A 22,857-nucleotide genomic window follows, 5' to 3' on the forward strand; every position below is an offset into this window, starting at 1 on the left:
GCACGGGTATCGTTGCGTGCGTGGAAACCCGCGAGCTGCGGTACTTCGTGGCGGTCGCCGAGGAAGCGCACTTCGGCCGCGCCGCGCACCGACTCGGCATGGCACAACCCCCGCTGTCGCGGGCGATCCAGCAGCTGGAACGCCGGCTCGGCGCGGTGCTGTTCGAACGCAACAGCCGGGGCGTCACCCTGACCGAGGCCGGCGCCGTGCTGCTCCGGGAAGGCAGGACCGCGCTCGACGCCATCGAGGCCGCCGAGCGCCGCACCCGGCGGGCCGCGACGGACGGGCCGGGCCTGGTCCTGGTCACCAAGGCCGGTGCCGCCACCGAACTGCTGGCGAAACTGCTGGACGCCTACGCCGCCGAACCCGGCGCGGTCACCGTCGACGTGCAGCTGTGTGCGATCGCCCAGCAGGGGCAGCTGCTGCGCGACGGCCGGGCGGATGTCGCGCTGCTGCACCTGCCCTTCGATTCGATCGCCGGATTCGACACCGAGGAACTGCGCACGGAGGGCCAGGTCGCGGTCCTGCCCGCCGGGCATCCGCTCACCACCCGCGGCCACGTGCGCATGGCCGAGCTCACCGCCCTGACCGAGCCGCCGGCGCCGCGCTGGCCCAGGTCCGACGGGACTTACCCGGACGGGCCCGGCCCACAGCTCCGGGACAACGCGCAGTTGCTGCAACTGATCGCGCTCGGCCGTGCCTGGGCGGTGCTACCGGAGTCCGTCCGCGGCCACCTCGCGGCCGAGCACGCGACCGTGCCCGTGCTCGACGCGCCACCGGTCACCACGGTGATCGCGTGGCCGCCGCAGAGCCGCTCCCGCGCCATCGCCGATCTGGTCCGCACCGCGACCCGGCTCTGAACAAGAAAAAGACGCGGCGTCCACAGTGGACACCGCGCCCTTTTCGCGGGAAACTCAGATGAGGCCGAGCTTGCGCACCGCGTCGCGCTCCTCACCGAGCTCGGCGACGGAGGCGTCGATGCGGGTGCGGGAGAACTCGCTGATCTCCAGGCCCTGCACGATCTCGTACTTGCCGTTCTTGGTGGTGACCGGGAACGACGAGATCAGGCCCTCGGGCACGCCGTAGGAGCCGTCCGACGGGATGGCCATCGAGGTCCAGTCGCCCTCGGCGGTGCCGTTGACCCAGGTGTGGACGTGGTCGATGGCGGCGGAGGCGGCCGACGCCGCGGAGGATGCGCCGCGCGCCTCGATGATCGCCGCGCCGCGCTTGGCGACGGTCGGGATGAACTCCTCGGCCAGCCACTTCTCGTCGTTGACGGCCTCGGCGGCGTTCTTGCCGGCGACCTCGGCGTGGAAGATGTCCGGGTACTGGCTGGCGGAGTGGTTACCCCAGATCGTCAGCTTCTTGATGTCGGCGACCGAGACGCCGAGCTTCTTGGCCAGCTGCGCGAGCGCGCGGTTGTGGTCGAGGCGGGTCATCGCGGTGAACCGCTCGGCGGGCACGTCGGGTGCGTTCGACTGGGCGATCAGGGCGTTGGTGTTGGCCGGGTTGCCGACCACGAGCACCTTGATGTCGTCGGCGGCGCCGGCGTTGATCGCCTCGCCCTGGGGCTTGAAGATGCCGCCGTTGGCCTCCAGCAGGTCCGCGCGCTCCATGCCCTTGGTGCGCGGGCGGGCGCCGACCAGCAGCGCGACGTTCGCGCCCGCGAAGGCCTGCTTCGGGTCGTCGAAGATGTCGGTGCCGGCCAGCAGCGGGAAGGCCCCGTCCTCGAGTTCCATCGCGGTGCCCTCGGCCGCCTTGACCGCCTGCGGGATCTCCAGCAGCCGCAGCTTCACCGGGGTGTCCGGGCCGAGCAGCTGACCGGACGCGATGCGGAACAGCAGCGCGTAGCCGATCTGGCCGGCGGCGCCGGTTACGGTGACGTTGACGGGGGCTTGGGTCATTGCGTACTCCTGCGGACGTTCTCTTCGCTTATGTGCCGAACTCTATCGGCCTCCGGCTTTTCCGATACGGTGCGTCGCCTCACGTTCACCTGAACCGATTCGGCGGCGGGCACCTCGAACGCCTTGCCGAGGGCGATGATCCCCTCGTCGAGCCGCCCGAAACTGATCAGCATCGACCGCACTCCCGGGTCGTCGGACTTCCTGGTGAGACGTGTCTCAGTGTCGAGGTCGAGGTCCCTCTGCGTACCGGGGCCGAGCGCGGCGCGCAGGATGTCGATGTTCGCGGTGAGCCGGTCCACGATCGTGGTGAGGCGGTCGTCACCGGCGAGCATTCCGGGTTCGGCGCGGGCGGCGATGAGGCGGGAGCGGAAGGAGATGCGGTCGAGCGTGGTGAGCACGTAGGAGCCGTAGTCGCGGCGGCTGGCCAGGCTGATCGGGTGGGTGAGCGGTTCGACGGTGGTGCGCACCTGGTCGATCGAGCGGTCCAGCTCACGGGAGTACTCGATGACGTTGACGTTCTCCCGTCCGGACAGCAGCTGCTCGCTCTGGTCGAGGAAGTCGTGCAGGTTCGCCAGCACCTTCTCCATGTCCGACCGCAGTACGGTCCTGGTGCGCACCGGCAGCACCGCGACCGCGGCGAGGATCCCGGCCACGGCTCCGATCGCGGTCTCGGCCACCCGCAGCCACAGCACGTCGAAGCTGAACGTGCCGAGCAGGCTGTAGAGCAGGCCCAGCATGCAGGTGATGAACACCGAACCGATCAGCTGGGAGATCCGTACCGTGTAGACGATCCCGAACACGCACGCCAACAGCAGCACGACGGTGACCGTCCGGTCCCCGGTGACCAGGAACGCGAGCACCATGCCGCCGAAGATCCCGACGAGGGTGCCGGTGACGCGGCGCAGCCCCTTCACGAACGTCGCGCCCGCGGTGGAGGTGTTGAGGAACACGACGAAAACGGTCAGCACCGCCCAGTACCATCGCTGGTGCGACACCAGCTCGCCGCCGAGCACGGCGAGCCCGCCCGCGATCGTCGCCTGCACCGCGCTGCGGGTGCGGTTGTCGTAGGCGAAGACCTTTTTCCGTTGCGGCGGTTCGGGTTCGGGCAGCTCGACCTCGGCGGAGTAGTCGTGCTCCGCGATGCGCTGCGCGTTGACGTCGGCGAGTGCCAGTTCGGCGATCGCGCGGCGCAGCTCGTCGCCGGGGGCACCGCGGTCGAGCCGGCTGCCCGCGACGAGCACCTTGCTGAACTCGTCGGTGTCGCTGATGACCGGCAGCTCGCGGGGATCGTGCTCGATGAGCGATTCGAACCGCACGAGGTTGCCGGCCAGCTCGTCGCGGACCTCGTCGGGCAGGTCCTCGGTGCTGGTGCGGCGGGTGGTGATGGACAGCCACTGCGCGGCGAGCTCGACCTCGATCGCGCGGCGGCGCAGCAGTTCCGAGGCCGGGGGCTCGAGCACGTCGCCGATGGTGTCCTCGATCATCATCACGGCCTCGTGCAGCCGCGAGTCCGCGCGGCGCAGCTGGGCCCGGCGGCGGTCGGTGCCGCCACCGGCGAGGTACGCGGCCGCGGCGCGGGCGACCGCGCCCAGCCGGGCACGGAACGCCTTGCGCACCCGCACCAGCTCCCGTTCCGGGCTACGGCGCAGCAACACGAACCGGGCGAACGCGTTGGCCGCGACGCCGGTGACGATCGCGGTCAGGTACGGGCCCAGTTGCGCGGGATGGATCTGCAGGAACATCGAGAAGAAGAACATGAAGAACGCGAGCGCGCCGATCGCGTTGCCCCTGGGGGCGAACCGCTGGGCATAGACCGCGAAGAAGATCAGCAGGATGAACAGCACGCTGTCCAGCGGCGGTGCGGTCGCGCCGAAGGCGGCGACGGTCATCGACAGCGCGCCGGAGGCGCACGCGAGCACGAGCGTGACGGCCTGCGCGCGGGGCGTGCGGTCGTTGACGGTGAACGCGCACTGCATGGACGCGATCCCGGCGACCAGCATCGTCGGCAGCGGTCTGCCCAGCGCGGCCAGCACGACGACCGAGCACACGATGCCGGACACGGCGAGGCCGGCCAGCCGCAGCCGGACCAGACCGGGATCGGAGGCGACCAGCCGGTCGCGGTTGCGATCCCACATCGTCGTGAGTCGTTCGATCATGAGGCCAAGAGCTCCCATTGGGCCAGCGACGGTCTTCTGCCGCTGGATGCTCTCATGCGGAGCCGGTAATGCCGGAACGACGCGGGCCGGGCGAGTGCGAACGGGCGGGTTTGCCGGTGCCAGAGGAACACCTCGTCGTCACGTTCGTCCAGTACCGTCCATGTGCGACCGTCCGATGAGCCCTCCAGGGTCCACGCGCTCGGCGTGTCGCGCGTTCCGGAGGTCAGGGTGTAGATCCGCACCGGCCGCCGCCGACCCTCCACTGTGTACTCGATGGTGGGCGTGCGGGTGCGGAACACGACCTGGGTGCGGCTGGTGTCGTCGAACAGCCTGCCCGGCGCGCCGGCCGTGAGGTCGGTGAGCGGGCCGGGCAGGGCGTCTCCTTCGGTCAGCGACGGTGGGGGCGCGCCCCAGCCCGTGGGCTCGGCGCCGAGTTCGAACTCCAGCCGGGCACCGTCGAGCAGATCCTCGTGGGTGAGCCACGCCCGGTCGTGGGGCGCGCCGTTGAGCCGCAGGCCGCGCACGTACGGGCCGGTGCCGGTGGTCGTGATCGTCACGTCGGTGCCGTTCTCCAGGTGGATCGTCGCGGCGGGGAACAGGGGAGCGATCAGGACGTAGACCGGGCTGCCCACGGCCAGCGGGTACAGCCCGAGCGCGGCGAAGACATACCACGCGGACATTTCGCCGTTGTCCTCGTCCCCGGGGTAGCCCTGGCCGATCTCGCTGCCGGAGTAACAGCGGCTGAGCACCTCCCGCACGACGGCTTGTGTCTTCGCGGGCGCGCCCGCGTGGTGGTACATCCACGGAATGTGGTGCGAGGGCTGGTTCGAATGCCCGTACTGGCCCATCCGCATGTCCCGCGCCTCGGTCATCTCGTGGATGATGCCGCCGTAGGAGCCGGGATTGCGGCCGGTCTCCGGCGTCGCGAAGAACGCGTCCAGTTTGGACTCCAGCGCCGCGCGCCCGCCCAGCAGGTTCGCCAGGCCGTTGCCGTCGTGCGGAACCGTGAAGGCCATGTTCCAGCCATCGGTCTCGGTGTAGTCGTAGCCCCAGCGCGCCGGGTCGTACTCCTCGGGGGTCGACCGCCAGCCGCCGTCGCGGTGGCGGCCCTGGAAGAACCCGATGCGCTCGTCGAAGTGACGCGTGTACTGCAACGCCCGCTGGCGGAAGTACCGCGCGTCGTCGGCACGGCCGAGCGCCCGCGCCAGGTTCGCGATGCCGAAGTCGTTGACGCACGCCTCCAGTGCCCAGGACATGCCCTCGTGTGTGCTCGCCGGGGTGTAGCCGAGGAAGATCGACTCCCGCAGGCCCTTGCGCCCGGCGCCGCGGCGGCGCGAGGGCACCGTCGCGTTGCGCAGCGCGGCGCGGTAGGCCGCTTCGACGTCGAACCCGCGCACGCCCTTGAGGTAGGCGTCGGCGAAGGCGACGTCGGAGCTGGTGCCGGTCATGAGGTCGGCGTAGCCGGGGGAGGACCAGCGGGCGATCCAGCCGCCCTCGCGGAACTGCTGGACGAAGCCTTCGATCAGTTCGCAGCACCGGTGGGGTGTGAGCAGGGCGTACGCGGGCCACGCGGTGCGGTAGGTGTCCCAGAAGCCGTTGTTGACCGACATCGGGCCGTCGAACACGCGCCGGCGGCGCGTCATCGGGCTGACGTGCCTGCCACCCTCGTGGCCGGAGTTGGGGTAGAGGAACAGGCGGTAGAGGCAGGAGTAGAACGTGGTGCGCTGGTCCTCGTTCGCGCCGTCCAGTTCGATCCGGCCGAGCAGGTCCTGCCACTGGGTGCGCGCCCGCTCCCTGACCTCCTCGAATGTGGTTCCGGCCGGGATCTCGGCGTCGAGGTTGCGGCGTGCCTGCTCGACGCTGATCAGGGACGTCGCGATCCGGAGCCGCACCTCGGAGGTGCCGAACCGCAACGCCTTGCCGTGTTTGTGGCCTTCCCGGTCGAAGGTGCCGTAGAGGTACATGCGGCGCGCGCCGACCGACAGCCGGGAGCGCACGCTGGTGTGCCCGCTGACCACACCGCGCATGGCGTCGAGCCGCACGCGCCCCCGGTTGCAGCGGAAGCCGACCTCGGCCGGGCCCGGGAAGGCGAAGCGGACGATGGCGGCGTGATCGGTGGGCGCGAGGTCGACGGTGAGCCCGCTGTCGAACCGCACGCCGTAGTGGTGCGGCCGGTCGGTCTCGTTCTCGTGCCCGAAGGCCAGGTCTCCGGCGGGGACGAGGTGGAAGGTGTGGCGGTCGCCCATCCACGGGCTGGGCTGGTGGCTGAGCGCGAAACCCGCGAGCACCGGGCGGTTCGCGGCGTTGTTGCGGCGGTGATACTCGTACAGCCAGGTGGTGGACGAGGCGTCGGTGACCGGGGTCCAGAAGTTGAACCCGTGCGGCACGGCGGTGGCCGGGAAGGTGTTGCCGCGCGAGAACTCGGCGCTGGAGTGGGTGCCGCGGGTGGTGCGCACCCAGTCCACGGGATCGCGCTGCCGAGGCGGCCGGTCCGCGATCCGCACGTCGTCGACCCAGCCAGCACCGCCGTCGTTGCGGAGCAGGATCGCCCGGACGGTCCGTCCGACGGGCAGCGCGCGGCGCACGAGGTTCCACTGGTCGGGGTAGAGGGCGTCCGGATCGAGCGGCTCGGTCAGCGTGGTCCCGTCGGCGAACTCCACGTCGAGGACCACGCACGTGGCGGCGTACACGTCGCCGGGCGCGGACTCCGGGAACACCAGGTAGGACAGCTCGGTGTGCTCGCCGGTCGTGGTGTCGAGGTCGAACAGCCTGCTCCGGACCGGCCCGTCGAAGCGCAACGCCCGCAGCCCGGTGAACCCCACGCCCGGCTTCGCGGTAGGCGACCACCGTGGCCCGGTGCCGACGACGCCCGCCAGCGGCTGAGGATCCCCCTCCTCGAACGACGTGAAGAACACGCGGCTACCGTAACCGGCCGCACGGCGGGGGTCCTGTTATGCCGCGGGGGTCACCACGAACCGGCAGCCTTCGTCGGGACCGGCGCCGGGGGAACCGCACCACGAGAAAGGGATGGCTCGCCGGCGGGCAGGCGACGGGATGACCACACCTGGCGGCTTCGTTCGTCCTGTTGTTTGTTCTGTGTGTCAGCAGTTCGTCAGCAGGTGGCGTAGCACGCGTGTGCCGAAGCGCAGGCCCTCGACCGGTACCCGCTCATCCACGCCGTGGGCCATGGCGCGGTAGGGGAAGCCCTCCGGCAGCCACAGCGGCGCGAAACCATAGCAGTCGATGCCCAGCGGGGTGAACGCCTTCGCGTCGGTGCCGCCGCCCATGCAGTACGGCACGACGACCGCCTGCGGGTCCTCCGAGCGCAGCGCCTCGGCCATCGCCGCGAACCACGGCGAGTCGACCGGCGCCTGCACCGGCTGCTGGTGCGCCACGAACTCACGCTCCACACCGGGCCCCAGCAATGCGTCGATCTCGGCGAGCAGCTCGTCCTCCGTGCCCGGCAGCACGCGGGTGTCCACCTGCGCCCGCGCGATGCTCGGGATCACGTTCACCTTGTAGCCCGCGTCGAGCATGGTGGGCGTCGTGCTGTTGCGGACGGTGTTCTCGGCCAGTGACGCCGCGGGCCCGAGCCTCGCCAGCGTCGCGTCCACATCGGACAAGTCGACCTCGACCCCGAGCGCTTCGCCGGTGCGCAGCAGGAAGGCCTCGACGGTGGGCGTCAGCCGGACCGGCCAGCGGTGCGCGGCGATCCGGTGCAGCGCGTCCACGAGGCGCACCACGGCGTTCTCGTCGTTGCGCCGCGAACCGTGCCCCGCGCGGCCACGTGCGGTCAGCCGCAGATGCGCGGTCCCGCGTTCGGCCGTGCCGACCGGATACAGCCGCACGGTCCGGCCGTCGGCCGCCGGCACGTGGTAGGTGTAGGCGCCGGACTCGCTGATCGCGACGGCGCAGCCGTCGAACTCCTCACGATGCTCGGTCGCCAGCCAGTGCGCACCCCATTCCCCGCGGTCCTCCTCATCGGCGACGAACGCCAGCACGAGATCCCGCCGTGGCCGCAGCCCCTCCGACACCAGCGACAGGACCATCGCGACGAAGTCCTTCATGTCCACCGTGCCGCGGCCCCACAGGTAGCCGTCGCGGATCTCCCCGGCGAACGGCGGCACCGTCCAGTCCGCCGCGTCCGCGGCCACGACGTCGAGGTGCCCCTGCACGAGCATCGCGGGCAGCGACGGGTCGCCGCCGGGGATCCTGGCGAGCACGTTGGCCCGGCGCGGCGCGGATTCGAGGATCTTCGCCTCGACCCCGGCGTCGGCCAGCACGCCCGCGACGAACTCCGCCGCCTCGCGCTCACCCTCCGCGTCACCGTGCCCCCGGTTGGTGGTGTCGAAGCGCACCAGAGAGGCACACAGGTCCACTACGTCAGCCATATTTCCCCTGTACCGCGCCATCGGCGATCGCGGTGACCACCTTGAACGCCTTCATCGCCTCGGTCATGTCCGGCGCGTCGAAACCCACGCGCCGCACGCCGGTCTGCTCGACCGTGGGCACGACCGCGGTCGCCTGCGCGAGGTGACTCGCGTCGAACTCGACCTCGATCCGGTGCGCCCGCGTCTCCGGCTTCCCGCGCCCCGCGGTTTTCATGCCACGCTCCGCCGCCTCGGTCAGCGCGGCGGCGGTGCGCTGCGGCGGCGTGCAGATCGCGGCGTACCGGCTCACCGCCTCCTTGACCGCCACCAGCGCCGCACCGGGTGCGTAGTCGCGCGCGTCCTCGCACGTCTTGTCGTCGCCGCTGACCAGCAGCACCGGGACGCCGTACTCGGCCGCGAGTGCGGCGTTGAGCCTGCCCTCGCTCGCGGGCACGCCGTCCAGCCACACCCCGGTGATCTGGTTGGGCAGGTAGGTGTGTGACAGCACGCCGTCGCAGCCGGCGCCCGCGTGATAGCCGAGGAACACCACACCGTCCACACCCGAGTCGATGCCCTCCATCATCGACAGCGGTTTGTGGCGCCCGGTGAGCATCCGCGCCCGTACGTCGAGGTCCTCCAGCAGCAGGTTGCGCTGCGCCGAATGCGCCTCGTTGACAAGCACGTCGGACGCCCCGCCCGCGTGCAGCCCCTCGATCGTCGCGTTCACGTCTTTGGTGAACAGCCTGCGGAAACGCTGCCACTGCTCGGTGCCGGGCACCACGTCGTCGGTCCACGTGACGCCGGTGGCGCCTTCCATGTCCGCCGAGATCAAGATGCGCATGGTCCAGACCTTACGTTACGGCTGGGCAACTACCTGTGGTAATCGTTGACGCACACCGGCCTGAGGTGGTTACTTTTCCGCCTCGGATGCTTGCAGAGAGGTGGGGACAGTGGGGGCGAGTTTCTCTAGACGGGTGGGCGTGGTCGCGTTGGCCGCCGGATTGACGGCGGGCCCGTTCGTGTCCGGCGCCCAGGCACAGACCAGCGGCACCACGCTGCGTGTCGCGCTCGTACAGGAGATCGACCACCTCAACCCGTTCCTCGCCTCGTTCGCCTCCAGCACCATGGTCGGCCGGATGACGTGGGAATTCCTCACCCTGCCCTCCGCCCAGGACAACACGCCGACGCCGGGCCTGGCCGCCTCGTGGGACACCTCGCCGGACAAGCTCACCTGGACCTTCCACATCCGTGACGGCGTGAAGTGGTCCGACGGGCAAGCGGTCACCGCGAAGGACGCCGCCTACACGTTCCACCGCATCATGACCGACAAGAAGGCGCAGGAGGCCAACGGCACCTACGTCGAGAACTTCCGGTCCGTCGCCGCACCCGACGACAGGACGCTGGTGATCAGGACCAAGACGCCGCAGGCGAGCATGACCGCACTCGACGTGCCGATCGTGCCCGAGCACGTATGGGCGAACCAGCCCGACATGGACGACCCGAAGACCGACGACGTGTCCGTGATCGGCGTCGGCGACGGCCCGTTCCTGATCACCGAGTACCGCCCGAACGAACTGGTGCGGCTCAAGGCCAACCCGGACTACTGGCGCGGCAAGGCCAAGATCGACGAGCTGCAGTTCATCAGCTACAAGAACGCCGACGCCGCGGTCAACGCGTTGCGCAACAACGAGGTCGACTTCGTCAACCGGCTCACGCCGACACAGTTCGAAGCACTACAGCGTCAGCCGGACATCACCACGAACAAGGCCGACGGCCGCCGCTACCGGGAACTGATGATCAACCCCGGCGCGCAGAACGCGGACCGCCAGCCCCTCGGCGACGGCAACCCGGCACTCAAGGACGTGCGGGTGCGGCAGTCGATCGCGAAGGCCATCGACCCGCAGACCCTCATCGACAAGGTCCTCGGCGGGTACGGGCAGCTCGGCTCCAGCGTCATCCCCGCCTCGTTCCCGACCTACCACTGGCAACCCACGGCCGACGAGCGCTACAGGTTCGACGCCGTGGCCGCCAACGCCCAGCTCGAGGCGGCGGGTTACCTGCGCGGCCCGGACGGCATCCGCAACGGCCCCGACGGCAAACCGCTGGACCTGCGCCTCGTCGGCCGTGCCGGCGAGGACTTCTCCCAGCGCGCCTCCGACTACATCGTCAGCTGGCTCGGCGCGATCGGCATCAAGGTGACCAAACAGCTCGTCTCCGACAACGAGGTCGACGAGCGCACCAACGCCGGCACCTACGACCTCGCGCTCTCCGGCTGGGGCACCAGCCCCGACCCGGACTACATCCTGGCCAAGCAGACCTGCTCGGCCCTGCCCGCCGTCGCGGGCAGCGGCAGCAGCACCGCCTTCTTCTGCGATCCGCAGTTCGACGCGCTGTATCAGCAGGAAAGCACCGAACTGGACCAGGCGCGGCGCGCGAGCCTGGTCAGACAGGCACAGGCGCGCTACTACACACAGGCGCCCAGCGTCGTGCTGGACTACGACAACGTGCTGGAGGCCTACCGCTCCGACCGGTTCTCCGATCTGCCCAAGCAGCCCTCGGGCACCGGCCAGATCATGGAGCAGAGCGGCTACTGGGGCTTCTACGGCGCCACCCCGGCGGGCAGCGCGGACGCCGGCGGTGGCGGCCTGCCCGCGGGTGCGTGGATCGGCATCGGCGCGGGCGTGGTGATCGTCGTCGCGATCGGCGGCACCGTCACCGCGCGGCGCAAGAAGTCGATCGACGACCGGGAGTAGAACCCCAGTGACGCAGACACTGAATGCCGCGGACCTCGGCCGGGAGCGGCGGGGCGGGTCGGGCAGGGCACGTTTCCTGCTCGGCAAGCTCGGCGGGGCCGCGGTCAGCCTGTTGCTCGTCGTCGCACTCGGATTCCTGCTGTTCCGGATGATCCCCGGCGATCCGGTCGCGACGCTGACCAAGGACCGGCCGACCAGTCCCGACCAGCAGGCCCTGTTGCGGGAACGGCTCGGCGTGGACAAACCGCTGATCCAGCAGTTCCTGAACTACCTGGGGGACCTGCTGCGCGGCGATCTCGGCACGTCCTACGGCTACAACCGGCCGGTGGCGGACCTGATCGCGGAACGGTTCTGGCCCACGCTGCTGCTCGTCGGCACGGCCACCGTGCTCGCCGTCGCGCTCGGCGTCTGGCTCGGCGCCCGCGCGGCGTGGCGGCGCGGCAGCACATTCGACCGCGCGCAGACGGGCATCGCGCTGACGCTGTGGTCGGTGCCGCAGTTCTGGCTGGGCCTGCTGCTGCTCGTCGCCACGCACGGGCTCTTCCCCAGCGGCGGGATGCGCTCGCCGGACACGGCGCCGGGGTTCTTCCCGCAGGCGCTGGACGTCGCCTACCACCTGGTGCTGCCGTGCGTCACGCTGCTCGCCGTGCTCTACGCGCAGTACATGCTGGTGATGCGGTCGTCGCTGCTGACCGAAATGGACGCCGAGTACCTCGTCACGGCCCGCGCCAAGGGGCTGCGCGATGATCTGGTGCGCCGCCGCCACGCCGTGCCCAACGCGCTGCTGCCGACCGTGACGCTGGTGTTCCTCCAGTTCGGGATGGTCGTCTCGGGCGCGGTGACGGTGGAGACGGTGTTCTCGTGGCCGGGGCTCGGTCTGCTGACCTACCAGGCGCTGCGCGTGCCGGATCTGCCGTTGCTGCAGGGAATCTTCGTCGTGCTGGCGGGATCGGTGATCGTGATGAACCTGCTCGCCGAAGTGCTGTACCGGTTGCTCGACCCGAGGGTGCGTACGACATGACCGCGTCGATCGTGTGGCAGCGGCGGCGCGCGGCCGCCGCCGGAGTGTGGCGCCAGTTCAGCGCGAACCGCGGCGGCCTGGCCGGTCTCGGGCTGCTGGCGCTGATCGTGGCGCTGGCCGTGCTGGCGCCCGTGCTCACCGACGAGGCCGCCCTCGACGTGACGAACGCGCCCGGGCGCCCGCTGCAGCCGCCGAGTGTGGAGTTCCCGCTCGGGACCGATGTGGACGGTCGGTCGGTGCTGCTGCTGACGTTGTGGGGCGCGCGGGTATCGCTGCTGGTCGGGTTCGCCGCGACGGCGTTGTCGGTGTTGATCGGCACCGTGGTGGGTCTCGCGGCGGGCCACTTCGGACGGTGGGTGGCCGCGATCCTGCTGCGGTTCACCGACTTCTTCCTGGTGCTGCCCTCGCTCGTGCTCGCGATCGCGCTGTCCGCGGTCCTGCCGCAAGGCGTCGCGACGATCATACTCGCCATCGGCGTCACCGCGTGGCCCACGACGGCGCGGCTGGTGCGGGCGCAGACCCTGACGATCGAGAGCAGGCCCTACATCGAACGCGCGCGGGCGCTGGGCGCCGGGCACGCACATGTCGTCGGCAAGCACGTGCTGCCCGGTGTGCTGCCGCTCGTGCTGGCCAACACCACGCTCGTGGTCGGCAACTCGATCATCACCGAGTCGGTGCTGGCCTTCCTCGGCCTCGGCGATCCGAACACGGTGTCGTGGGGATCGATGCTGCAACGGGCCCTGGGGTCGGGCGCGGTCACCGGGGGAGCGTGGTGGTACCTGCTGCCGCCGGGGCTGGCGATCGTGGTGATCGTGCTGTGCTTCACCCTCGTCGGCCGCGCACTGGAAGCCGTGGTGAACCCGAGACTGGCCGGTGGCGCCGCACCCCGTGGGCGCGACACGAAGGACCGATCGGGTGCGGGTGCCCCGCGAAAGACCGGGGAGCGGTCGTGAAACCGTTGCTGGAACTGCGGAACCTCGGCGTCACCTACCGCACCGGCGGCGGCGAACTGCAGGCCGTGCGGGGCGTGGACCTGGCCCTGGCGCCCGGCGAGACGCTGGGGCTGGCGGGAGAGTCGGGTTCGGGCAAATCCACGGTCGCGATGAGCGTCCTGCGGCTGCTGCCGAAATCGGCACGGGTTTCGGGCGAGGTCCTGCTCGACGGCGAGGACGTGGGCGCGATGCGGTGGGGCAGGCTGCGCGCGGTGCGCTGGGCCGAGGCGTCGGTCGTGTTCCAGGGCGCGATGCACGCGCTCAACCCGGTGCGCCGTATCGGCGCGCAGATCGCCGAACCGATCCGGCTGCACGCTGCCGAAGCGCTCAGCGAGGCCGACGTTCGCGAGCGCGTCGCCGAACTGCTGTCCCAGGTCGGCCTGCCGCCCTCGCGTGCCGGGGCCTATCCGCATGAGCTCTCCGGCGGGCAGAAGCAGCGCGTCATGATCGCGATGGCGCTCGCATGCCGCCCGCGGCTGATCATCGCCGACGAGCCGACCACCGCGCTCGACGTGATCGTGCAGGCACAGGTGCTGGATCTGCTGCGCAGGCTGGTGGCCGAGCGGGAACTGGGCCTGGTGATGATCAGCCACGACCTGTCGGTTCTCGCCGCGACCTGCTCCCGCATCGCGATCATGTACCAAGGCGAGGTCGTCGAACAGGGCCCGGGCGCCGAGCTGATGGCCTCGCCGGAACACTTCCACACACGCGCACTGGCCGCCGCCTTCCCGACGGTCGGCGACCCGGTCTCCCGGTTCGCCCCGGCCACGAGCACGCCGCTGCCACCGGACCCCGGCCGCACCGGCTCCCGCGAAGGTGAGGTGCTGCTGTCGGCACGCGATCTGCGCGTCCGGTTCGGCGAGATCGAGGCCGTCGCCGGGGTCGATCTCGATGTGCGCCGGGACGAGATCGTCGCGCTGGTCGGCCAGTCCGGGTCGGGCAAGACGACACTGGCCCGCACGCTGCTGGGTCTGCAGAGGCCGACGTCGGGTGAGGTCCGGTTCAAGGGTGCGCCGCTGGGTGATCTCAAGGCCTACCGGCGCCAGGTGCAGCTGGTGCTGCAGGACCCGGCCGGCGCGCTCAACCCGCGGCACACGGTGTACGAGGCGGTCGCCGAGGGCCCGCGCATCCACCGGCTGCCCGGCGACGAACGCGAGATCGTCACGGCCGCGCTCGAAGCCGCCGAACTACGCCCCGCGGGGCACTTCTTCCCACGCCGGCCGCACGAACTCTCCGGTGGGCAGCGGCAGCGGGTCGTGATCGCCGGGGCGCTCGCGCTCCAGCCGAGCGTGCTGGTGGCCGATGAACCCGTCGCGTCCCTGGACGCCTCGGTGCGCGGCGAGATCCTCGGGCTGCTGCTGCGGCTACGCCGCGAACTCGGGCTCGCCGGGCTGGTGATCACCCACGATCTCGGCCTCGCCTGGAACATCGCCGACCGCGTCGCCGTGATGTACGGCGGCGAACTGGTCGAGGTGGGCGCGGTCGAGCAGGTCCTGCTCAACCCGCGCCACGACTACACCAAGGCCCTGCTCGACGCCCTGCCCGGCGGAATTCACTACAGCGCGGGCTGACGGGATGTCAAGAAAATGAACCGCCGCCGCGAAACGGCTCAGGCGCGGTGTGTAATCTCGCAAAGCGAAATGGCGACCACTACTGACCCCGCGCCCGAGGCCGTCACCGGACTCGGCGATGCCTCCGTGCCGCGCACGCGCGAGCCGTCCCGTTTTCCCTACCGCACCATTTCGATGGGAACGATCGGCAGCGTCCTGCTGCTGCTCGGCGCGCTCGGCGCCGGCGGCATCCTGATCCGTGACCCGGTGATCGGCACCGGCCCGCTGTCGTGGGTGCGCTACGGGCACGGGCAGATCCTGGCCAACGTGATCCTCTACACGGGGTTCGCGCTGGTCGTGTGGGCCTGGGTGCGGCTGGGCCGGTACATGCTGGCCGGGCGCGTCGGCACCCGGCCGATCCTGATCGCGGCGGCCTGCTGGATGGGCCCGCTGCTGGTCGCGCCGCCGCTGTTCACCCGCGACGTCTTCTCCTATCTCGGTCAGGGCGCCCAGTTGCTGCACGGGCTCAACCCGTACGCGCACGGCCCCGCCGAACTGGAGATCCTGCCCAACATCGTGCAGAACGTGCACCCGGTGTGGCAGACCACGCCCGCTCCGTACGGTCCGCTGTTCCTTCTGGTCGCCAAGGGCGTCGTCGCGCTGACCGGGGACAACGTGATCGCCGGTGTCATCGTGATGCGGCTGGTGCTGCTGCTCGGCCTCGGCGCGATGGTGTGGGCTTTGCCCAAGCTCGTGCGCAGGCTCGGCGGCAAGCTGCCGATCACCATGTGGCTCGCGGTGGCCAGCCCGATGACGGTGATCCACCTGATCGGCGGGCCGCACAACGACGTCCTGATGCTGGGCTTCCTGACCTTGGGCGTGCTGGCGGTGCTGGAACGCAAGCACGCGGTGGGCATCGCGCTGGTCACCATCGGCATGCTGATCAAGCCCACCGCCGCGGTCGCGCTGCCGTTCCTGGTGTGGGTGTGGGCCAACCACCTGCCGGGGGAGAACCGCGTCCGGAACTTCCTGCGCGCCGGCGCGCTGTCGGTGGGCATCTTCGCCGTCGTGTTCGTGCTGGGCACGTGGGTCTCGCTCGGGTCGTTCAACCTCGGCTGGGTCACCGGCCTGCAGGCACCGACCCTGGTCACGAACTGGCTGAACTTCCCGACCGGCATCGGTCAGGCCGTGCACACGCTGGTGAACCTGGTGATCACCGTGCCGGAGTCGCCGTTCGTCACGGTCGCCCGGCTGCTCGCGTGGGGTGCGCTGGCGGTGTTCCTCGCGCGGCAGTGGTGGAAGTCCCGGTTCGGCGGGAACGAGGCGGTCTTCCGGATGGCGATGGCGCTGCTGGCCACCGCGATCCTCGCGCCGCCGACCCTGCCGTGGTACCTGACCTGGGGCTTCGTGGTCGCCTCGGCGTTCCCGTGGCGCAGGCGGCATCTCGCCGTGGTGGTCGGGGTCGCGGTGTTCCTGGTGATGGCGTACTACCCGACGGGCGAGCAGGCGCTCTACGACTGGTGGTTCGTCGTGATCAGCATCGCCATCGGCGTGTACGCGGCGGCCTCGCTGCTGCGGCCGGACCCGCTCGGCCTGATCGGCGCGTGGCGGCGGCAGCGTCCTCCCGCCCCGGTGGAAGAGGGCGGTCAGATCCCGGCGGCGTGAGCGTCCGCTGACGCGTCGGTCAGACCGACGCGGTGATGCCGGTCAGGACGAAGTCGAGCCCGGCGAGGAACTGTTCGCGGTCGTCGTGTTCGCGCAGCTGGCCTGCGATGGCGTGCAGGAACGGGTAGTCGTCGGGGCCGAGCTTCTCCCACGCCTTCGACGCGTTGTCGAGGAACTCCGCCCGGTCCACGCCGGCTCCGGCGCCACGGGCGTTGGCGGCGTTCTGGCCCGCGGCGCCGAGGATGTAGTGCACCAGCGCCGAGGTCGCGGTGAACCAGGCGGCCTCGGGGACCCCGAGCGCGCGCACCCGCCGGCCGATGCTTTCGAAGATCCGCGGCGTGACCGTGCCCCACGGGTTGCGGGAGAACTGCAGGGCGAGCTGGGTGCCGAGCCAGGGATGCTCGTCGATCGCGTCGAACAGGCCGAACGCGACGGCGCGGATCTCCTCTCGTGGCGACTGCCCGCCGGGTTCGGTGGCCAGTGCGGCCGCGACGGCGCCGTCGGTGGCGGCGTCGAGCAGCTCGTCCTTGTTCGCCACATGCCAGTAAATCGCCCCGGCGCCGGTGGCGAGGCGCTCGGTGAGTGCCTTGAAGGTCAGCCCGCCCTCGCCGGCCGTGTCGAGAAGTTCGACGGCGGCCCCGACGATGCGTTCCCGGGTGAGCGCGTCCGTGCGCCGCGTCCGCGTTGCCATGCCTCCATCTTGACACAACTGGAATTCCATTCCAAACTAGCTATGGAACGACATTCCAGAGTGTTTTGGAGGGGGCATCATGCACGTCACGATCATCGGCGCCGGACTCGGCGGCCTCACGCTCGCCCGTGTCCTGCACGTGCACGGGATCCCGGCCACGGTCTATGAGGCGGAGGACTCGCCGGCGGCGCGCACACAGGGCGGGCTGCTCGACATCCACGACCACAACGGCAGGATCGCGCTGGACGTGGCGGGCCTGACGGAGGAGTTCCGCGGCTTGATCCTGGAAGGCCGTGAGGCGACACGTGTCCTCGACCGGGACGGGACCGTCCTGTTCGATCAAGCCGACGACGGCACGGGCAACCGCCCCGAGGTCCAGCGCGGCGAGTTGCGCCGGATCCTGCTCGAATCGCTCCCGACTGGGACCGTCTGCTGGGGACGCAAGGTCCGCGGCGTCCGCGTACTCGGCGAGGGGCGTCACGAGGTGACCTTCGCCGACGGCAGCACCGTCGTGACGAGCCTGCTGGTCGGCGCGGACGGTGCCTGGTCACGCGTCCGGCCGCTCGTTTCCAGCGCGGTGCCCGAGTACATCGGCACCTCGTTCGTCGAGACCTACCTGTTCGATGCCCGGACGCGGCACCCTGCGGCCGCGAAAGTGGTCGGCGACGGGGCCATGCTCGCGCTCGCACCGGGCAAGGGCATCCAGGCGCACCGGGAGAGCGGCGGGAACCTGCACACCTACGTCACGCTGTCCAAGCCACAGGAGTGGTTCGCGGAGATCGATTTCACCGATTCCGCCGCGGCAGCAGCCAGGATCGCCGAGGAGTTCGACGGCTGGGCTCCGGAGTTGACGGCATTGATCACCGACGGCGAAACCGCGCCGGTCCTGCGTCCGCTCAATACGCTGCCGATCGGGCACCGCTGGGCCCGCGTGCCGGGCGTGACCCTGCTCGGCGACGCGGCGCACCTCTCGCCGCCGAACGGGGAAGGCGCGAACCTGGCCATGTTCGACGGCGCGGAACTCGGCAAGGCGCTCGCCGCGCGGCCCGGGGACGTCGAGGCCGCGCTCGCCGCGTACGAGCGGGAACTGTTCGTACGAAACGCCGATGAGGCCGCCGAAGCCGCCCGGGACTTCGACATCTGCTTCGGGGCGGACGTTCCGCACAGCCTGGTCCGGCTGTTCACGGGACAGCCTCAGTAAGGCTTGCGCGCCAGGAACACGAACTCCTTGCCCGGCCGGTCGGAGGCATCTCGGACGTCTTCGAGGGAGTAGCCGTGTTCGGTGATGGCGGCTTCGATCTCCTCGCGGTCCCGGAATCGCAAGGTCGAGTCGGAGGTCAGCACCTCGCCGTCTTCGAACACGTGGGTCCAGCGGAAGCTCACCAAAGGCAGACGCACATCGAGCAGCTCGACCCAGACCTCGACCCCATGGACGACACGGTAGGAAGCGTTGCGATTCCACTCTTCCCAGGCGCGGCGCCTCGGGTCGCGGGTCTCGAACGCCAGCAGCCCGCCGGGCCGCAGGGCGCCGTGAATGCCGCGAAGCGTCGCGTGCCACTCATCGGGTTCGACGATCGCCTGCGCGACGTTGGCGGTCATCGTGGCCAGGTCCGCCCGCATCGGCGGCAGCGCGGTGGCGTCGCCGTGAATCCAGCGCACGCGCTCCGCGCCGCGTTTGCCGCGCGCGACCTCCAGCGACGCGAGCGCCGGTTCGGCACCCGTCACGGCGAACCCGCGTGCGGCGAGCCGTAGCGCGAACGCGCCCGTCCCGCAGCCGATGTCCAGTACGTGCCGAGCCCCGATCTCCGTCGCGAGCGTGAGGTAGGCGTCCAGGTCCTCGCGGTCACCTTCGAGCAGGTCGTATAGCGCGGCGAGCCGGGGATGCCCGAAGGCGTCGTCGGCCACGGCTCAGCTCGCCGACCAGTGCCGCCACGTGTGAACGCGCGTCCGCACGACCGGGCCCTCCGGTGGCCGCTGCCGGTACTGCGCGTACTTCTCGCACAGGCTCGCCACCGCGTCGTCGGAGCTGCTGTGGATCGCGGCGTGGCCGTCCGCGCGGACCCACCACAGCCGGGTCCAGTCCTCGTCGTAGGCGTCGACGAGGAACGTGACCGCCGGGTTGGCGGCGATGTTGCGCAGCCGCTTCAGGTCGGTGCTGCGCTTGGGTTTGTGATCCACCGCGAACACGATCTCGTCGCCGGTGACCGCGAACGTGACCGGCACCAGATGCGGCACACCGCCGGCATCCGCCGTCGCGAGCCGGGCTATCCGTGCTGCCGCGAACCGGTCTCGTGCCTGGGGATCCCGCATACCCGCACGTTAAGGCTTGCCGCGTCGATTGTCGCCCCGACACCGAGCGGAATCGTCGCCGCGCCGGGCCGATGCCCGAACTGCACGCCCCACAGCACCGGCACCCCCAGCGGCGCGAGCCGCTCGACCAGCACCGGCCGTACGTCGCCACAGTCGGTCCAGGATCCGAGCACAACACCGGTCACACCGTCGAACCAGCCGGAGCGCAACAACTGGGTGAGCATCCGGTCGATGCGGTAAGGCGCCTCGCCGATGTCTTCGAGCAGCGCGATGCCGCCGTCCGGACGCCGGTGCTCGGCCGCTCCGACGCCGGCCGTGAGCAGGCTCAGGTTCCCGCCGACCGTCGTCCCGCTCGCCGTCCCCGGGACCAGTGCCTCAGTCGCCGTCAGTGTCACGTCCGCGCCGAAGAGCACCTGCCGCATCCGCACCGCCGCGTCGTCGTCCCAGAAGGTGCCTGCGGGCATGGGGGAGAACAACGTCGGCAGCCCGAGATGCGTGGCGATGGCCTCGTGCAACGCGGTCACGTCGCTGGAGCCGGTGAAGATCTTCGGCCCGGCCTGCCGCAGCGCGGACCAGTCCACGAGGTCGAGCATCCGCTGCGTGCCATACCCGCCCCGGGCGGAGATGACCGCCGAGATCGCGGGATCGAGCCACGCCGCCGCGAAGTCCTCGGCACGCCGGGCGTCGGTGTCCGCCAGATACGGTATGTCCGGGTGACGTGTTCCGGTGAACCGCTTCACCGTCAGTCCCCAGGCTTCGAGCGCGGCGACGGCCCCGTCGATCCGCTCCGCCGCGACCGGCCCGGCCGGCGTGATGAGTGCGACGGTGTCTCCCGGACCCGTCACGACTTGAGGTCCAGCGTGGGCACACCGGGGGTGGCGAACCCGAAAACCTGGCCGTAGAAGGACAGTTCGGCTTCCAGTGCCGCGATCATCGTCTCCGCCTTGCGGAATCCGTGCTGCTCGCCTTCGAAGGTCAGGTAGGCGTACGGGATCCCCTTGCCCCGCAATGCCTCCACGAACCGGTCGGCCTGCTCGGGCGGGCAGATCTGGTCGTCCAGCCCCTGCAGGAACAGCACCGGTCCGGCCAGTTCGCTCGCGTGCGAGAGCGGAGAGCGGTCCGCGTAGCGCTGCCGCGTCTCCGGTAGGGGCCCGACGAGTCCGTCGAGATAGCGGGATTCGAAGTCGTGGGTCTCGCCGCCGTCGCCGGTCCAGCCGGCGAGGTCGAGGATCGGGTACTTGACGGTGCCGGCGCGGAAGACGCGTTGACCGGTCATCGCGGCCGCGGAGGTGAACCCGCCCGCGCTGCCGCCCCGGATCGCCAGCCGGTCCGGGTCCGCGGTCCCTTCCGCCACGAGTGCCCGCGCCACCGTCACGCAGTCGGCCACATCCACGACGCCCCAGTTCTCGCGCAGCCGCTCGCGGTACCGGCGGCCGTAGCCGGTCGAGCCGCCGTAGTCGACCGCGACGACCCCGATGCCGCGGCTGGTGAAGTACGCGAAGCTCAAGTCCAGGACGGGGTAGTTGCGCCCGGTGGGCCCGCCGTGGACGTGCACGAGGTACGGCGGCGGTGCGCCCTGCTCGCCACGGAAGCCGGGATTCGCAGGCGGGTAGACGTAGGCCGGGATCCGCTCGCCGTCCGGCCCGGTGAAGACACGTTCGACCGGGACCGGCAGGTAGCCCGCAGGCGGCACCGCCGGCATCTCGCCCAGCGTGGTCACCGAACCGGTGTGCGGGTCGACACGCAAGACAGCGCTTTCTTGTTCCGGTCCCGCCCCGATGCCGAACACCGCCCCGTCGTGCACGCAGAAGGTGGTGTGCCATTGCGTGACCCGAGGTGCGAGACGGCTGAGTGTGCCGTCGTTCTCGTCGAGGACGGCGAGCCGCCCGGAGGCGATGACGGCGTGCCTGCCCTCGCCGAGCGGCGCGAACCAGCGGGTGCCGATCTTCCACAGCGCCCCGCCCAGCTCCTGGTCGACCGGGGCGAGGTTGACGGCCTGGCCGTCGAGCGTGACGCGGTAGAGGTTCCACCAGCCGTCCGGGTCCATCGCCACGAGCAGCGTGCCGGGCGAGTCCCATTCGAGCTGACACACCGACACTCCCGGTCCGCCGGCGAGCACCCGGTGCGGGCCGAACGCGCCGTCGGCCGTGACCTCCGCGACGCACAGCTCCGTCTCGTCCCAGGGCATCGACGGATGGTTCCAGCCCAGCCACGCCGCGTGCCTGCCGTCGGGGGACAGCTGTGGTGCGGTCAGGAAGTGGTGACTCGCGGCGAGCGAACGGATTTCGCCCTCCGCGAACGCGACGAGATCGCGGCGGATGTCGGTGCGCCGCGGTCCCGTGCTCGTCTCCCGGACCGCCCACACCTCACCGCGCGGGCCGGGACGGAGGTCGCCGTAGCGCACTCCCTGTGGCTTGTCCGGTTCCGGCGTGATCGGCGAAATCGTTCCACTGTCCAGGTCCCGCAGGTAAACCCGCTGGTCGTCCCAGTGCGTGAAGTACAGCGAACGTCCGATGACGAGCCACGGCCTGCCGCCGTACTCGTGCACGCGGTTGCGCGCGTTCCACGGCGCGGGAAGCATTTCCCGCCCGTCGGCGCGCACCAGCGCGAGCCGTCCGCCCTCGGCCGGCCGGGCCTGCGCCCACCACGCCTGCCCGTCCACGACGTCGAGCCACTGTGCGCCCCCGCCGGCGGCCGCGACGTCGGCGGCGCCGATCGGCGAGATCCAGCTGCCATACGGTGCTTTTTCGGCCACCGGGGCACTGTAGTCCAGCAAAAGGCGCTGCTGTGGCGCACTCCACTAGACTCAAACGGAGGGGCGGCGGGTGCCGATCATGGAACGGTGGCTTAGGGTCGGGGGTGCCATGGCTCGTGTAATCCACGTCTTCCGCCAGCCCGACCGGTTCGTCGCAGGGACGGTCGGGGAACCTGGCGACCGCACGTTTTATCTGCAGGCGTCCGAGGATGTCCGCACCATCAGCGTGACCATCGAGAAGCAACAGGTCGCGGTGCTCGCCGAGCGCCTCGGCTCGTTGCTGGAAGAGGTCGCGAACCGCTTCGGCGCGGACGTGCCCGAGACGGTGCCCGACGAACTGGTCGACGTCGACCCGCTCACGGTGCCCGTCGAGGAGGAGTTCCGCGTCGGCACGATGGGTCTCGGCTGGGACGCCGAGAGCAAGGCGGTCGTCGTCGAACTGCTCGCCATCACCGAGGGCGAGGTCGACGAGACGGTCGTGCTCGACGACACCGAGGAGGGCCCGGACGCGGTCCGCGTCTTCCTCAGCCCGGCCGCCGCCCGTGCCTTCGCCGAGCGCGCCGACCGGGTGGTCAACGCCGGGCGCAAGCCGTGCCCGCTGTGCGGTGAGCCGCTCGACCCGGCGGGCCACATCTGCCCCCGGCAGAACGGGTACCGCCGCGAGTCCGACCTCACCGAGGATTAGGCGCA

General features: G+C 70.7%; 18 protein-coding genes. 8 read left to right on the forward strand and 10 right to left on the reverse strand.

Annotation, left to right across the window (positions count from 1 at the left end; genetic code table 11):
• Positions 1–20: 20 nt before the first annotated feature.
• Entirely contained in the window at positions 21–860 is an 840-nt protein-coding gene (locus HFP15_RS04360; protein ID WP_168511676.1) for a LysR family transcriptional regulator, read from the forward strand.
• Positions 861–914: 54 nt separating this feature from the next.
• Here HFP15_RS04360 and HFP15_RS04365 read toward each other — a convergent pair whose 3' ends face one another.
• The 5 genes from HFP15_RS04365 to HFP15_RS04385 all read right to left on the reverse strand — a co-directional run bounded on the left by HFP15_RS04365 (position 915) and on the right by HFP15_RS04385 (position 9,271).
• Complete coding sequence (locus HFP15_RS04365; RefSeq protein ID WP_168511678.1) at positions 915–1,904, reverse strand: malate dehydrogenase; 990 nt, start codon at positions 1,902–1,904, stop codon at positions 915–917.
• Positions 1,901–4,060: an FUSC family protein gene (locus tag HFP15_RS04370; RefSeq protein WP_246271377.1), complete on the reverse strand. Its 2,160-nt coding sequence runs from the start codon at positions 4,058–4,060 to the stop codon at positions 1,901–1,903. The genes HFP15_RS04365 and HFP15_RS04370 overlap by 4 nt, the downstream gene beginning before the upstream one ends.
• On the reverse strand, positions 4,057–6,975 hold the full coding sequence (locus HFP15_RS04375) for a GH92 family glycosyl hydrolase (RefSeq protein ID WP_168511680.1): 2,919 nt from the start codon (positions 6,973–6,975) through the stop codon (positions 4,057–4,059). The genes HFP15_RS04370 and HFP15_RS04375 overlap by 4 nt, the downstream gene beginning before the upstream one ends.
• A 186-nt stretch (positions 6,976–7,161) precedes the next feature.
• On the reverse strand, positions 7,162–8,451 hold the full coding sequence (locus HFP15_RS04380; RefSeq protein ID WP_168511682.1) for a M20/M25/M40 family metallo-hydrolase: 1,290 nt from the start codon (positions 8,449–8,451) through the stop codon (positions 7,162–7,164).
• Positions 8,444–9,271, reverse strand: a complete 828-nt coding sequence (locus tag HFP15_RS04385) for a M55 family metallopeptidase (protein ID WP_168511684.1) — start codon at positions 9,269–9,271, stop codon at positions 8,444–8,446. The genes HFP15_RS04380 and HFP15_RS04385 overlap by 8 nt, the downstream gene beginning before the upstream one ends.
• 139 nt (positions 9,272–9,410) lie before the next feature.
• Here HFP15_RS04385 and HFP15_RS04390 point away from each other — a divergent pair, with 139 nt between their 5' ends.
• The 5 genes from HFP15_RS04390 to mptB all read left to right on the forward strand — a co-directional run bounded on the left by HFP15_RS04390 (position 9,411) and on the right by mptB (position 16,411).
• Positions 9,411–11,183, forward strand: coding sequence for an ABC transporter substrate-binding protein (locus HFP15_RS04390; protein ID WP_168511686.1), 1,773 nt, complete (start codon positions 9,411–9,413; stop codon positions 11,181–11,183).
• A gap of 7 nt (positions 11,184–11,190) precedes the next feature.
• Positions 11,191–12,204 (forward strand): ABC transporter permease, encoded by a 1,014-nt coding sequence (locus tag HFP15_RS04395; RefSeq protein WP_168511688.1) that lies wholly within the window; start codon positions 11,191–11,193, stop codon positions 12,202–12,204.
• Positions 12,201–13,157, forward strand: coding sequence for an ABC transporter permease (locus HFP15_RS04400; protein ID WP_168511690.1), 957 nt, complete (start codon positions 12,201–12,203; stop codon positions 13,155–13,157). Before HFP15_RS04395 ends, HFP15_RS04400 begins: the two co-directional genes overlap by 4 nt.
• On the forward strand, positions 13,154–14,767 hold the full coding sequence (nikE, locus tag HFP15_RS04405) for a nickel ABC transporter ATP-binding protein NikE (protein ID WP_168511693.1): 1,614 nt from the start codon (positions 13,154–13,156) through the stop codon (positions 14,765–14,767). The genes HFP15_RS04400 and nikE overlap by 4 nt, the downstream gene beginning before the upstream one ends.
• Before the next feature lie 69 nt (positions 14,768–14,836).
• Complete coding sequence (gene mptB / locus HFP15_RS04410) at positions 14,837–16,411, forward strand: polyprenol phosphomannose-dependent alpha 1,6 mannosyltransferase MptB (protein ID WP_168511695.1); 1,575 nt, start codon at positions 14,837–14,839, stop codon at positions 16,409–16,411.
• 19 nt (positions 16,412–16,430) lie between these two features.
• On the opposite strand, the gene HFP15_RS04415 is transcribed toward mptB, so the two are convergent.
• Complete coding sequence (locus HFP15_RS04415; protein WP_168511697.1) at positions 16,431–17,102, reverse strand: TetR/AcrR family transcriptional regulator; 672 nt, start codon at positions 17,100–17,102, stop codon at positions 16,431–16,433.
• 79 nt (positions 17,103–17,181) lie between these two features.
• Here HFP15_RS04415 and HFP15_RS04420 point away from each other — a divergent pair, with 79 nt between their 5' ends.
• Positions 17,182–18,303, forward strand: coding sequence for an FAD-dependent oxidoreductase (locus HFP15_RS04420; protein WP_168511699.1), 1,122 nt, complete (start codon positions 17,182–17,184; stop codon positions 18,301–18,303).
• Here HFP15_RS04420 and HFP15_RS04425 read toward each other — a convergent pair.
• The 4 genes from HFP15_RS04425 to HFP15_RS04440 are packed head-to-tail and all read right to left on the reverse strand — an operon-like array spanning position 18,297 to position 22,167.
• Positions 18,297–19,007, reverse strand: coding sequence for a class I SAM-dependent methyltransferase (locus tag HFP15_RS04425; protein WP_168511701.1), 711 nt, complete (start codon positions 19,005–19,007; stop codon positions 18,297–18,299). The genes HFP15_RS04420 and HFP15_RS04425 overlap by 7 nt on opposite strands.
• A gap of 3 nt (positions 19,008–19,010) precedes the next feature.
• Complete coding sequence (locus HFP15_RS04430) at positions 19,011–19,412, reverse strand: TIGR03668 family PPOX class F420-dependent oxidoreductase (RefSeq protein WP_168511703.1); 402 nt, start codon at positions 19,410–19,412, stop codon at positions 19,011–19,013.
• Positions 19,367–20,257 (reverse strand): S66 peptidase family protein, encoded by an 891-nt coding sequence (locus HFP15_RS04435; protein ID WP_168511705.1) that lies wholly within the window; start codon positions 20,255–20,257, stop codon positions 19,367–19,369. Before HFP15_RS04435 ends, HFP15_RS04430 begins: the two co-directional genes overlap by 46 nt.
• Complete coding sequence (locus HFP15_RS04440) at positions 20,254–22,167, reverse strand: prolyl oligopeptidase family serine peptidase (protein ID WP_168511707.1); 1,914 nt, start codon at positions 22,165–22,167, stop codon at positions 20,254–20,256. Before HFP15_RS04440 ends, HFP15_RS04435 begins: the two co-directional genes overlap by 4 nt.
• Positions 22,168–22,276: 109 nt before the next feature.
• On the opposite strand from HFP15_RS04440, the gene HFP15_RS04445 reads away from it, so the two are divergent.
• Positions 22,277–22,852 carry an Rv2134c family protein gene (locus HFP15_RS04445; RefSeq protein ID WP_168511709.1) on the forward strand — a complete coding sequence of 192 codons (576 nt, stop codon included), beginning with the start codon at positions 22,277–22,279 and terminating at the stop codon, positions 22,850–22,852.
• Positions 22,853–22,857: the final 5 nt, after the last annotated feature.

This window comes from Amycolatopsis acididurans (assembly GCF_012328925.1).
Classification (GTDB): domain Bacteria; phylum Actinomycetota; class Actinomycetes; order Mycobacteriales; family Pseudonocardiaceae; genus Amycolatopsis_E; species Amycolatopsis_E acididurans.